General features: G+C 65.7%; 13 protein-coding genes. 11 read left to right on the forward strand and 2 right to left on the reverse strand.

The genetic code is table 11. The annotated features are described in order from the left end of the window. Positions 1–108: 108 nt before the first annotated feature. Both AC1MH0_RS10760 and pyrE read right to left on the reverse strand, forming a co-directional pair. Positions 109–837 carry a pyridoxine 5'-phosphate synthase gene (locus AC1MH0_RS10760; protein WP_480962773.1) on the reverse strand — a complete coding sequence of 243 codons (729 nt, stop codon included), beginning with the start codon at positions 835–837 and terminating at the stop codon, positions 109–111. After that, entirely contained in the window at positions 834–1,418 is a 585-nt protein-coding gene (gene pyrE / locus AC1MH0_RS10765; protein WP_480962774.1) for an orotate phosphoribosyltransferase, read from the reverse strand. Before pyrE ends, AC1MH0_RS10760 begins: the two co-directional genes overlap by 4 nt. Before the next feature lie 231 nt (positions 1,419–1,649). On the opposite strand from pyrE, the gene coxB reads away from it, so the two are divergent. The 11 genes from coxB (at position 1,650) to AC1MH0_RS10820 (ending at position 12,961) form a co-directional block, all read left to right on the forward strand. Then, positions 1,650–2,816 carry a cytochrome c oxidase subunit II gene (coxB, locus tag AC1MH0_RS10770; protein WP_480962775.1) on the forward strand — a complete coding sequence of 389 codons (1,167 nt, stop codon included), beginning with the start codon at positions 1,650–1,652 and terminating at the stop codon, positions 2,814–2,816. 1 nt (position 2,817) lies between these two features. Continuing rightward, positions 2,818–4,479, forward strand: coding sequence for a cytochrome c oxidase subunit I (ctaD, locus tag AC1MH0_RS10775; protein WP_480962776.1), 1,662 nt, complete (start codon positions 2,818–2,820; stop codon positions 4,477–4,479). A 752-nt stretch (positions 4,480–5,231) separates the two neighbouring features. Beyond that, entirely contained in the window at positions 5,232–6,701 is a 1,470-nt protein-coding gene (locus AC1MH0_RS10780) for a hypothetical protein (RefSeq protein WP_480962777.1), read from the forward strand. A gap of 59 nt (positions 6,702–6,760) precedes the next feature. Beyond that, complete coding sequence (locus tag AC1MH0_RS10785; protein WP_480962778.1) at positions 6,761–7,660, forward strand: heme o synthase; 900 nt, start codon at positions 6,761–6,763, stop codon at positions 7,658–7,660. After that, positions 7,657–7,806: a hypothetical protein gene (locus AC1MH0_RS10790; RefSeq protein WP_480962779.1), complete on the forward strand. Its 150-nt coding sequence runs from the start codon at positions 7,657–7,659 to the stop codon at positions 7,804–7,806. The genes AC1MH0_RS10785 and AC1MH0_RS10790 overlap by 4 nt, the downstream gene beginning before the upstream one ends. Continuing rightward, on the forward strand, positions 7,806–8,357 hold the full coding sequence (locus AC1MH0_RS10795; RefSeq protein WP_480962780.1) for a cytochrome c oxidase assembly protein: 552 nt from the start codon (positions 7,806–7,808) through the stop codon (positions 8,355–8,357). Before AC1MH0_RS10790 ends, AC1MH0_RS10795 begins: the two co-directional genes overlap by 1 nt. Before the next feature lie 31 nt (positions 8,358–8,388). Then, complete coding sequence (locus AC1MH0_RS10800; protein WP_480962781.1) at positions 8,389–9,315, forward strand: cytochrome c oxidase subunit 3; 927 nt, start codon at positions 8,389–8,391, stop codon at positions 9,313–9,315. Between the two features lie 258 nt (positions 9,316–9,573). After that, positions 9,574–9,957, forward strand: coding sequence for a DUF983 domain-containing protein (locus AC1MH0_RS10805; RefSeq protein WP_480962782.1), 384 nt, complete (start codon positions 9,574–9,576; stop codon positions 9,955–9,957). After that, positions 9,954–10,565, forward strand: coding sequence for an SURF1 family cytochrome oxidase biogenesis protein (locus AC1MH0_RS10810; RefSeq protein ID WP_480962783.1), 612 nt, complete (start codon positions 9,954–9,956; stop codon positions 10,563–10,565). Before AC1MH0_RS10805 ends, AC1MH0_RS10810 begins: the two co-directional genes overlap by 4 nt. A gap of 129 nt (positions 10,566–10,694) precedes the next feature. Then, the gene (gene thrC / locus AC1MH0_RS10815) at positions 10,695–12,095 is read left to right on the forward strand and encodes a threonine synthase (RefSeq protein WP_480962784.1); all 1,401 of its coding nucleotides are present in this window, start codon (positions 10,695–10,697) and stop codon (positions 12,093–12,095) included. Beyond that, positions 12,092–12,961 carry a class I SAM-dependent methyltransferase gene (locus AC1MH0_RS10820; RefSeq protein ID WP_480962785.1) on the forward strand — a complete coding sequence of 290 codons (870 nt, stop codon included), beginning with the start codon at positions 12,092–12,094 and terminating at the stop codon, positions 12,959–12,961. The genes thrC and AC1MH0_RS10820 overlap by 4 nt, the downstream gene beginning before the upstream one ends. Positions 12,962–12,963: the final 2 nt, after the last annotated feature.

The following is a 12,963-nucleotide window of genomic DNA, read 5'->3' on the forward strand; positions in this document are numbered from 1 at the left end:
GAGTATGAGAGCCGCAAGCGCGGCGAAGATGAGAAGCAAGCAGGACGGCTCCTGGCAACCCCCTTCTGCTCCGCGTCTCCGCGTCTCCGCGTGAACAAACCTTCTGACTTATCGCGCCGCATCCATAGCCTCACGCATCAGCCGAACCGCCTCGCCAAGCCCGACGAACAGCGCCTCGCCAACCAGGAAATGTCCGATGTTCAGCTCCCGCACCTGGCGGATAGCCGCGATCGGTGCGACGTTGTCGTAGGTCAGGCCGTGCCCCGCATGCACCTCGATGCCGTTCTTCGCCGCCAGCGCCGCCGCGTCGGTCAACCGCCGCAACTCCACCGTCCGCGCCTCGCCCGACAGTTCCGCGTACAAACCCGTGTGCAGTTCGACGACCGGTACCTTCAGTCGAACTGCCGCCTCGATCTGCCTCGCGTCCGGCTCGATGAACAGCGAAACGCGGATACCCGCGCCCGCCAGCGAGTCGACCAGTCGCGCCATCCGGTCGTAATGCCCGGCGACGTCGAGCCCGCCTTCGGTGGTCAGTTCCTCGCGCTTCTCCGGCACGATACACGCCGCATGCGGCTTATGACGCAGCGCGATGCCGAGCATCTCGTCGGTCGCGGCCATCTCGAGATTGAGGGGAATCATCAGCTCGGCAGACAAGCGCGCGATGTCGTCGTCGGTGATGTGGCGCCGGTCCTCGCGAAGATGCGCGGTGATCCCATCCGCGCCAGCCTGCGCCGCTACCAACGCCGCGCGCACCGGGTCGGGATACCCCGCCCCTCTAGCGTTCCGCACGGTCGCGACGTGGTCGATGTTCACCCCGAGGCGTAAATCCCGGCTCATGCCGCGGCCCTGCTTCCGGGCTTGATCGCCGGGATCGCCGCGAGCTCTGGCGGTAACGCCTCCGCTTGGTAAGTCGGCACGTCGAGCCGGATCAGCGGGAAGAACGGCACGCCCAGATCCGCCGCCCCATTCGAGCGATCGACCAAGGCCGCCGCCGCGACCGTCACGCCGCCCGCGCGCCCGATCGCCGCGATCGCCTCGCGCGACGACAGCCCGGTGGTGACGACGTCCTCCATCATCAGCACGCGCTGACCGGGCGCGAGCCGGAACCCGCGGCGCAGCTCGAACACGCCGTCGGGCCGCTCGAGAAATATTGCCTCCACACCGAGCGCGCGGCCCATTTCGTGGCCGGCGATCACGCCGCCCATCGCCGGCGAGACGACGATATCGATCTGCGCCCGCAACTCCGCCGGGATCGACGCGACCAGCGCTTCCGACAGCCGAGCGCCGCGCGCGGGGTCCATCAACACCCGCGCGCATTGCAGGTAGCGCGAACTGCGCAGGCCGGAGGACAGGATGAAATGCCCTTCGAGCAACGCTTCGGCAGCGCGGAATTCGGCGAGCACGTCGTCTTCGGTCATCGCGGGTCATCGCTCCAAATGGTCTGCCGCGCTGATACGAGCGCGCGAAACCCGGTGCAACGAGAACCGGTTCATTAATAAGCGGTTCGAGACAAGGCTTGAGGCGAGCCCCCCCGCTGGGTATAGCTCTTCCCAAATCATAAGCAGACATCCGCGCGTCCGTGATATCGGGTTCGCTATAAACCGGGGTCAAGAACAACGATGCGCAAGATGGGGATGAGAGGATTTGCGATGGCAGCGGGGCTCGCACTGGCGAGTCTCGGTGGTGTCGCCGGGCATGCGGCCCAGCCTGCACCGAAACCGGCGACTGCGGCGCCCGCTCCGCAGGCAGCGGCGGGCCCGGCGGGCGTGTCGAACACCGCGCCGACCACGGCTGCGGCCACGCCGACCGCCAACCCGTCCAGTCCTGAGCTCGCGATGGATGGTGCGCCGGCGATGACGGCCCAGCCGATGATCGGCCAGCCGACCAACGGGCTCTACGGTCTCCAGCCGCAGGTGACGAAGAACGGCGTCTTCGCGCACTGGATGCACAATTCGATCCTGGTGCCGACCATCACGATCATTTCGCTGTTCGTCCTCGCGCTGCTCTTCTGGGTGTCGTTCCGCTACCGCAAGGCGCGCAACCCGGTCGCGTCGAAGACCAGCCACAACACGTTCATCGAGATCATCTGGACGCTCGCGCCGGTCGTGATCCTGGTGCTGATCGCGGTCCCCTCGATCGGATTGCTGCAGGCCCAGTTCAAGCCCGCCCCGTCGGGTGCCGTGACGCTCAAGGCGATCGGCAACCAATGGTATTGGACGTACCAGTATCCGGACAATGGCGGCTTCGAGATCACCGCCAACATGCTGAAGGAAAAGGGCGACGTTGCCGCCGGCGAGCGTGCCCGGACCGACGCGGACGGCCCCAAGCTGCTCGCAACCGACAACCGCATCGTGCTTCCCGTCGGCGTGCCGATCCGCCTGATCACGACCGCGAACGACGTGATCCACAGCTGGGCAGTCCCGGCGTTCTGGATCAAGCTCGACGCGATCCCGGGCCGTCTGAACGAGACGAGCTTCACGATCGACAAGCCCGGCCTGTATTTCGGCCAGTGCTCGGAGCTTTGCGGTGCGCGCCACGGCTATATGCCGATCGCGGTCGAGGCGGTTCCCCCTGCCCAGTTCGCCGCTTGGGTGAAGGCCAAGGGCGGCACGATGCCCACCCCCGGCAAGGCGTCCGACAAGGTCATTCCCCAGCCCGGCGCCGACGGCTCCGCGGCGAAGGTCGAGGAGGCGGCGGAAACCGCCAACGCCACCGGCCCGGTCGAGAACGTGACCGCCCCCGCCAACGCAACGGCGCCTGCGACATCGCAGGGCGCTACCTCAAACCCGGCCGGCGCCGGCAACGCGGGACTGTAAGATGACCGACACCGCCCTCACCCCGTCGGCGTTCGTAAGCCACGAAGCGCACGACCATCACGATACCGATCACAAGCCGGGCTTCTTCGCGCGTTGGTTCATGTCGACCAACCACAAGGACATCGGCACGCTGTACCTGATCTTCGCGATCGTCGCGGGGATCATCGGCGGCTCGGTCTCGGGGCTCATGCGGGCCGAGCTCGCGCATCCGGGTATCCAGTATCTCCAGGGCTGGGCATCGATGCTCCACGGCGGCAGCGCCAGCCTCGACGAATCGCTTCATCTCTGGAACGTGCTGATCACCGCGCATGGCCTGATCATGGTGTTCTTCATGGTCATGCCGGCGATGGTCGGTGGCTTCGGCAACTGGTTCGTGCCGATCATGATCGGCGCGCCGGACATGGCGTTCCCGCGGATGAACAACGTGTCGTTCTGGCTGTTGATCCCGGCCTTCACGCTGCTGCTGGCGTCGCCGTTCTTCGGTGGTGCGGGTAACGGCTGGACGCTTTACGCCCCGCTCTCGACGTACGGCGAGCCCGGGCCGTCGACCGACATGGCGATCCTCGCGCTGCATCTGGCCGGCGCATCGTCGATCCTCGGTGCGATCAACTTCATCACGACGATCTTCAACATGCGCGCGCCGGGCATGACGCTGCACAAGATGCCGCTGTTCGTGTGGTCGATGCTCGTCACCGCGTTCCTGCTGCTGTTGGCGCTGCCGGTGCTCGCCGCGGCGATCACGATGCTGCTGACCGATCGCAACTTCGGCACGACCTTCTTCGATCCGGCCGGCGGCGGCGATCCCGTCCTGTACCAGCATCTGTTCTGGTTCTTCGGCCATCCCGAAGTCTACATCATGATCCTGCCGGGCTTCGGCATCGTCAGCCAGATCATCTCCACGTTCAGCCGCAAGCCGGTCTTCGGTTACCTCGGCATGGCGTATGCGATGGTCGCGATCGGCGTGGTCGGGTTCGTCGTGTGGGCGCACCACATGTTCACGACGGGTCTGTCGGTGAACACCAAGATGTACTTCACCGCGGCGACGATGGTCATCGCGGTCCCGACCGGCATCAAGATCTTCTCGTGGATCGCGACGATGTGGGGCGGCTCGCTGACCTTCAAGACACCGATGGTATGGTCGATCGGCTTCATCTTCATGTTCACCGTCGGCGGCGTGACCGGCGTCGTGCTCGCGAACGGCGGCATCGATGATTACATGCAGGACACCTATTACGTGGTGGCGCATTTCCACTACGTGCTGTCGCTGGGTGCCGTCTTCTCGCTGTTCGCCGGGTTCTACTACTGGTTCCCGAAGATGTCGGGCAAGATGTACAACGAGTTCCTCGGCCAGCTGCATTTCTGGGTGTTCTTCGTCGGCGTGAACGTGATGTTCTTCCCGATGCATTTCCTGGGCCTCCAGGGGATGCCGCGCCGCATCCCGGACTACACGCCGCAGTATGAGCATTGGAACACGGTCGCCTCGGTCGGCTACATGATCATGGCCGCGGGCATGGTGGTGTTCTTCGTCAACCTGATCTGGTCGCTGGTCGCGGGCAAGCCGGCGGGCGACAACCCCTGGGGCGACGGCGCGACGACGCTGGAGTGGACGATCTCCTCGCCGCCGCCATATCACCAGTTCGAGACGCTGCCGCGGATCGATTGAGGCGGATCAGGGCCATCAGGCCCCCGCCCGGCCGGCGCGGCGAGGCCGCGTCCGACGACACGGGTCTTGCTCCCGTGTCGGGGCCCGCCAAAGACAAGAACGCCTCGGGGAAACCCGGGGCGTTTTTCGTTGTGGGATACCAACTCCGGCAAACGAAAGAGGCTAAGACGGATCGACATTCAGTTTGGGTCGACAAATCTGATCTATTTTATGTCATGCCAGACTGGTTCCGGCATCCACGGTGCCGCAAAATCGATAGACTTTGGTTCGCGGAACGGTGGCCCCCGGAACAGGTCCGGGGTGACGGAGCAATTTCGAGCTTCAGCGCCCCCGCAATGTGAATGTCGATCCGTCCTAGCGAGCTTTCTCTTTTTGCCACCCCTCGGGGCCGGTGGCCAGTCAACCGCTGCTAACCGCCCCCTACGTCATCCTGACGAAAGTCAGGACCCAGGGTTAAAAGCGCCGTCCTCCGTGGCTCTGGATCCTGACTTCCGTCAGGATGACGGAAGGGTTTCGTGGTACAGGCGCCCATCCATTTCCGAACGTGGCTGCGCCAACTGACAAGCTGGCGAACTCTGCAAGCTGAGCTTCAGGTGGTCCGCTAACAACCTGTCATCCCAGTGAAAGCCGGGATCTCACCATGCGACTCCGGCCGCTCGCCAAACGGGAGAGCCCAGCTTTGACTGGAGTGCCGAGGATGAGTCAGCTCTCCATTCACCATTCCAAAGGACAATCGCGCTAACCCTGCCTCCATGCCGAGCGCCCCAACCCCAGTCCGCCCTGCAGCGCCAACCGGTATCCCGCGCTCGACCTTCGCGCTCCTCGCCGCCTTCGCCGCGTTCGCGTTCACGATCATAGTCCCCACCGCGCTGCGTGACGGCGACACCGGCTGGCACCTCGCGACCGGCGCGTGGATCGTGGCCCACGCGAGCGTCCCCACCACCGATCCGTTCTCGTTCACCGCGACCGGCCGCGCCTGGGTCGCGCACGAGTGGTTGTCGGAACTGGCGATGTACGCGAGTTACCGCGCCGCCGGCTGGAGTGGCCTGATCGTCCTGATCGGCACCGCGATGGCGGCGCTCTTCGCACTCACAGCCTACGAAATCCGCCGTTGGCTCGGCACGCGTGCCAGTATCGTCGCGCTGCTGTTGCTTATTACCGGCCTGTTGCCATCGCTGCTGGCCCGCCCGCACATCCTTGCACTACCGATGCTGGCCGGTTGGCTGATCGTCCTGCTGCACGCCCGCGAGCGGGACGGGCCGCCGCCGTTACACTGCGCATTGCTGATGCTGACCTGGGCAAACGCGCATGGCAGCTTCGTATTCGGGCTCGCACTGGTCGGTGTATTCGCGCTCGAAGCCCTGATCGCCGCCTCTGCGTCCGACCGCCGGCACGTCATCGTAGGCTGGGGCGCGTTCGGCCTGGCCTGCGGGGTCGCCGCCACCGCCACGCCTGCAGGCTTGGACGGTCTCGTCTTCCCGTTTTATGTCGACCGACTGAAACTGCTCGTCCATCTCAATGAATGGCAGCCCGCCGACTTCGCTACCTTTTCCGGATTCGAAGCGATCCTGCTCGCCACGCTCGCCTGCCTGCTCTTCCGGCCGGTGCGCATACCGCCGGTCCGCCTGTTGCTGGTGCTTGGCGTCCTGCATCTGGCCTTGCAGCACACGCGGCAGGAAATCGTTCTGGTCGTCGTCGGCATCCTGGTCTTGGCCGAACCGATCGGGAAAGCCTGGAGCAGGGAGGCCGCAACTTCCCCAATGCCCTCCACGCCACGCGCAGTCATGCCTATCGGCGTCCTGATACTGGTGCTCGCGCTCGGTCTCGGCGCCTACCGGATCGCCGTTCCCGTGGTTCGCGCGGACAGCGCCGGCATCCCCGCCACCGCGCTCCGCCATCTCCCGCCACCTCTGCGCGGCCAACGCGTCTTCAACGAATATAGCTTTGGCGGGTCGCTGATCCTGGCCGGTATCGCACCCTATATCGACGGCCGTTCGGACATGTACGGCGACCCGTTCACGCTGGACTATTTCCGGATCGCAGCGGGTGACGCCGGACGCTGGCGAGCGGCCAACGTCTATTGGCATTTCGGCTGGACCATATTGGCGCCACGCTCGCCGCTGATCGCCATGCTCGATCAAGATCCCGCGTGGCGCCGAGTCTATGCGGACGATACCGCCGTCATCCACCAGGCCGTACCCGCGCATCGGCCAAACCCTTGAGCCGCCACGACGCGAAGGGTTTCCGAGGTCCGCCGCAACGCGTATAGCGTACCGCAACCATGACTCCTGCCACACCCCTTCTGCCTCCGGCGCACTGGCGCGATTTCCTCGCGCTGACCAAGCCGCGGGTGATGACTCTCGTCGTCTTCACCGGGCTTTGCGGTATGCTCGCGGCGCCCGTCGGCGTGCACCCGGTGATCGGCTTCACCGCAATCCTGTGCATCGCGCTCGGCGCAGGCGCGGCGGGTGCGCTCAACCAATGGTACGAGTCGGACATCGACGCGGTCATGCGCCGCACGCAGAAGCGCCCACTTCCCGATGGCCGGATGGACCGGCAAGCCGCGCTGCACTTCGGTGTCGGCCTCGGCGCATTCTCCGTCCTGTTCATGGGCGTCGCGGTGAACATCGTCGCCGCTGCGATCCTGACCGTCTCGATCCTGTTCTACGTCCTCGTCTACACCGTCTGGCTCAAGCGCCGCACGCCGCAGAACATCGTCATCGGCGGTGCCGCGGGTGCGTTCCCGCCGCTGATCGGCTGGGCCGCGGCGACCGGCGATATCGCGCTGCTGCCGGTGCTGCTGTTCCTGTTCGTGTTCCTCTGGACACCCCCTCATTTCTGGGCGCTCGCGCTGTTCATGAAGAGCGATTACGCCGCCGCGGGCGTGCCGATGCTTCCCGTCGTGTCGGGCGAGCGCACCACGCGGACGCAGATCGGGCTCTACACGCTCCCGATGGCCGTGGTCGCGATCCTGCCCTGGCCGCTCGGGCTGACCGGCCCGATCTATGGGATCGCCGCCGTGCTGCTGACCGGGTGGTTCGCGCTGCTCGCTATCCGCATCGCGCGCCGCACGACGCATGCCGACGACCTGATGAAGCCGGAGAAGGCCTTGTTCAAATATTCGATCCTGTATCTGTTCGTGATGTTCGGCGCGCTGGTCGTCGACCGGTGGTTCGCATGAGCATTCCCGATCCCATCCGCGAGGAAGACCTGATCCGTAACCGCCAACGCGGTCGCGCCCGGGTCATGGCGCTGCTGCTCGGCGCGTTCGTCATCCTCGTCTTCGCGATCTCGATCGCCAAGATCCGCGCGGGGATGCCGCACTGATGGCCGGCTGGAGAGCAATGTCGCGAACCAACCGCACCGCGGCGCTCGCGGTTCTCTTCATCTGTTTCATGACCGGGCTCGCCTGGGCCAGCGTGCCGCTCTACCGCCTGTTCTGCGCCGCCACCGGACTCAACGGCACCACCAACCGCGGGCTCGCAGCGCCCGGCGCGGTCGACCACAAGATCACCGTCGACTTCGACACCAACGTCAGCCCCAAGCTGCCGTGGAAGTTCGTGCCCGAGAATCGCTCCGACACGATCGACGTCGGAGCGCGCGACATGGCGTTCTTCAAGGCCACCAACACGTCGAACAAGCCGCTGACCGGCACCGCCACGTTCAACGTCCAGCCCGCGCAGGCCGGCAAGTATTTCACCAAGATCCAGTGTTTCTGCTTCACGCAGCAGACGCTGAAGCCCGGCGAGACCGCGCGGATGCCGGTGATCTTCTTCGTCGATCCGAAGATCCTGACCGACCCCGACGCGGCCGATATCCAGACGATCACGCTCAGCTACACGTTTTACCCGGTGGATTCTGCGAAGGCAGCGAGCTAGAACCCGTATCAAATAGAATAGGGGAGTACCGATGGCCGGCGCCAAGAACCATGATTACCACATCCTGCCGCCGAGCATCTGGCCGCTGGTCGGCTCGTTTTCTGCACTGATCATGGCGGCGGGCGGGATCATGTGGATGCACGGCGGCCATGTCGACAAGCCCAACGGCGGCGGCTGGATCTTCTTCATCGGCCTCGCCGGGCTGCTCTTCACCTTCTACAGCTGGTGGGCGCAGGTCATTCAGGAGGCACGCGCGGGCGACCACACGCCGGTCGTGCAGCTTCATTTCCGTTACGGCATGATCCTGTTCATCGCCTCCGAAGTGATGTTCTTCGTCGGCTGGTTCTGGGCGTTCTTCGACTTCTCGCTGTTCCCGACCGCGATGACGTTCGCCGATGGCACCGTCACGCGTGCCGTCGAAGGCGCAGCTGCAGTTGCGGCACAATGGCCGCCAAAGGGTCTGACGGTCATCAACCCGTTCGAACTGCCGCTGCTCAACACGCTGATCCTGCTGACCTCGGGCACCACCGTGACCTGGGCACACCATGCGCTGATCCACAACCAGCGCGGCGGCGAGAAGACCGGGCTCTGGGGCATGATCGGCGTCGGCAACCGCGACGGCGTTTTGAAGGGCCTGTGGCTCACCGTCATACTCGGCGCGCTGTTCAGCTCGATCCAGGCGTATGAATACGTCCACGCACCGTTCCCGTTCAAGGGCATCAACTACGGCGCGGCGTTCTTCATGGCGACCGGCTTCCACGGTTTCCACGTGCTGATCGGCACGATCTTTCTGATCGTCTGCCTGGTCCGCGCGTACCGCGGCGACTTCACCCCGCGCCAGCATTTCGGCTTCGAGGCGGCGGCGTGGTACTGGCATTTCGTCGACGTCGTGTGGCTGTTCCTGTTCGTCACCGTCTATGTCTGGGGCGGCTGGGGCGCCCCCGTCCACGGCGGTTGAGTTTTTTCAATCCCATCCACTGCGACCACCCCGATAGCTACCACCCCGGCGAAGGCCGGGGCCCAATTGGGAAGGCTGCAGTAACGAAGCGCGGTCCTCCGTTGGCAACGTCCCCCAATTGGGCCCCGGCCTCCGCCGAGGTGGTGGCGAATGGCACGGCACTGATCCAAGCCTTTTCCCTTCCCTTGTTCTCCCGCGAAGGCGGGAGCCAAGTCTGGATCCCCGCCTTCGCGGGGAAACAAGGGGAGCGCTGACCGCATGACCGAAGACCCATACCCGCTCGCCAACGCCCCCACGATCGCCCAGGTCGCGCTCAAAGGCCTATGCCCACGCTGCGGCAAGCCCACGCTCTTCGCGAAATGGTCCAACTTCGCCGACCGTTGCCCCAACTGCGGGCTGGACTTCAGCAAGTTCAACGTCGGCGACGGCCCCGCCGCCTTCCTCACCCTGATCCTCGGCGCGCTCGTCGTCGCGCTGGCGATCATGCTCGAACTCAAGGTCCACCCCCCGCTCTGGCTCCACATGCTGATCTGGATCCCGTTCACCGCCGGCGGGGTCGTGCTCTCCCTGAAGGCCGCCAAGGGCGCGCTCATGTCCGCCGAATACCGTAACGCAGCCCGCGAAGGCCGAATCGACCCGTGACCCGACCGCCAAGACGCATTCCGATAATCCCGACCATCCTCGTCACGCTCGCGATCGCGGCGATGATCGGCCTCGGCCTGTGGCAACTCCTCGACCGCCTCCCGAAAAAGGAAGCGTTCCTAGCGCAACTCGCCGCCAACCCCGCTAAGCCAACGATGACCTTCCCGCGCTTCCCCAACGAGACGCTCCTGTTCCGCCGTGCGTCCGGCCTCTGCCTCCATCCGACGGATATCAAGCTCGCCGGGGCCGGCAAATCCGGCTTCCGCGCGATCGCCGAATGCAAGACGGGCGCCGAAGGCCCCGGCATGGTCGTCCAGCTCGGCACCACGCGCGACCCGATGGCCAAGGTTGCCTGGCCCGGCGGCGACGTGTCGGGCTTCATCAGCCACGCCCCCGACGGCCGCTCGCTGATCGGATCGCTGTTCGACCACACCCCGCAACGCCTGATGCTGGTCGCCGACACCCCGCAAGCGGGGCTCAACCCCAACGGCAAGCCCGACCTCGCGTCGGTCCCGAACAACCACCTCGCCTATGCCGGACAGTGGTTCTTCTTCGCCGCCATCGCCGCGATCATCTACACGCTCGCCCTGCGCCGCCGGCCGCGCTAACCGACCTCCTGCGCCCGCAGGAGCCCAGGGTACCGGGAACAGCGTTTCATATCCTGGATTCCTGCGTTCGCAGGAAAACGGAAAGCGCGCAGCTTGTCGCCCTCCCCCCCATTCGCTAACCGCTTGGCCATGCGTTACATCAGCACCCGCGGCTCGGCGCCGATCCTCGATTTCGAAGCGGCAACGCTCGCCGGCCTCGCCTCCGATGGCGGCCTCTACCTCCCCGACGCGTGGCCGACGCTGACCCGCGACGAGATCGCCGCGCTCGCCGGGCTTTCCTATGTCGACACCGCGGTTGCCGTAATGGCGCCGTTCATCGGCGACGCGATGACGCGCGAGGAACTGAAGGCGCTCTGCGAACAGGCCTATGGCCGGTTCTCGCACGCCGCAGTCGTCCCACTCGTGCAGCTTGACCATGACCAGTGGCTGCTCGAACTCTTCCACGGCCCGACGCTCGCATTCAAGGACGTCGCGCTCCAGCTGCTTGGCCTCTTCTTCGAGCGCTTCCTCGCCGGCACGGACAAGCGCCTGACGATCGTCGGTGCGACCAGCGGCGACACCGGCTCGGCCGCGATCGACGCGGTCGCGGGGCGCGAGGGCATCGACATCTTCATGCTCCACCCCGTCGGCCGGATCTCCGACGTGCAGCGCCGCCAGATGACCACGGTGCTCAGCCCCAACGTCTACAACATCGCGATCGAAGGCAGCTTCGACGATGCGCAGGCGCTCGTGAAGGCGATGTTCAACGACCGCGCCTTCTCGACCAAGTTTGCGCTGTCCGCGGTCAATTCGATCAACTGGGCCCGCCTGATGGCGCAGGTGGTGTACTTCTTCTACGCCGCCGTCCGCCTCGGCGCGCCGGATCGCGAGGTCGCGTTCGCGGTCCCGACTGGCAATTTCGGCGACGTGTTCGCAGGCTATGTCGCAGCGAAGATGGGGCTGCCGGTGGCCAAGCTGGTGGTCGCGACCAACGTCAACGACATCCTCCACCGCGCGCTCAGCACCGGCGATTACTCGAAAGGCGGCGTCCAGCAGACCCCGACCCCGTCGATGGACATCCAGGTCAGCTCGAACTTCGAACGCCTGTTGTTCGACCTCGGCGACCGCAATGGCGCCGCGCTCGCCGCACAGATGGCCGGCTTCGAATCCTCGGGCGCGATGCGTCTCACCAATGCGCAATCGCAAGGTGCCTCCGCCCTCTTCCAAAGCGAGCGCATTGACCTAGACGACATGACGCTAGCGATGCGCTGGGCACACGAGCATGCGGGGCAGGTGATCGACCCGCACACCGCGATCGGCCTCGCCGCCGCGCTGCGCACCGAAGTCCCCGCCGGCGTACCGATCGTCACGCTCGCCACCGCGCACCCCGCCAAGTTCGGCGACGCGGTGGAGCGTGCAACCGGCGTCCGCCCCTCGCTTCCCGCGCGTGTCGGCGACCTGTTCGACCGCAAGGAGCGCTACGCCACGCTGCCAGCGACCTTCGAGGCGATCACCGCCTACATCACCGAGCGCGCGAAGCCCTCGGCATGAAGCTGCATACCCTCATCGGCGAACCCTGGGCGGACTACGGCCTGATCGACTCAGGCCACGGCAAGAAGCTCGAACGCTATGGCCGCTTCCGTTTCATCCGCCCCGAGCCGCAGGCGATGTGGGCGCCCGCCTCGACCGACTGGCAGGCGCAGGGCGAATTCGTCCCCGGCTCCGACGAAGACGGCGGCGGTCGCTGGGAATTCTCCGAGCCCATCCCGCGCGAGGGTTGGACGCTCAAGTGGAACGAGGTGTCGTACACCGCGCAGACCACCCCGTTCCGCCACCTCGGCTTCTTCCCCGACATGGCACCGGTCTGGAGCTGGATGCGCGAGCGCGTCGCCGGACTCGACAGCCCCGAATGCATGAACCTGTTCGGCTATACCGGCGTCGGCACGCTGGCGATGGCGACCAAGGGCGTCCGCATGGTCCACGTCGATGCGTCGAAGAAATCGGTCGAGGCGGCCAAGGCCAACGCGAAACTGTCGGGCATGGCCGTCGCGCCGATCCGCTGGATGACGGATGATGCGGCCAAGTTCGTCGCGCGCGAGGTTCGGCGCGGGCGGCGGTATGACGGGATCCTGCTCGATCCGCCGAAATATGGGCGTGGACCTGAGGGCGAGGTCTGGCGGCTAGAGGAGGACCTTCCGAAGCTGATCGGCGATTGCCGGAAACTCCTCGACGAGAACTCCCGCTTCCTGTTCCTGACGGTCTACGCGGTCCGGATGTCCGCGCTCGCGATCGGCGAACTGCTGAACCAGGTGTTCGCGGACTTGCCCGGCAAGGTCGAAGTCGGAGAACTCGGCGTCCGCGAAGAAGCGCGGGGGCTAGTCCTCCCGACGGCGATCTGGGCCCGCTGGAGCCGCTGATA

The sequence above is a fragment of the Sphingomonas sp. AP28 genome (genome assembly GCF_056680455.1).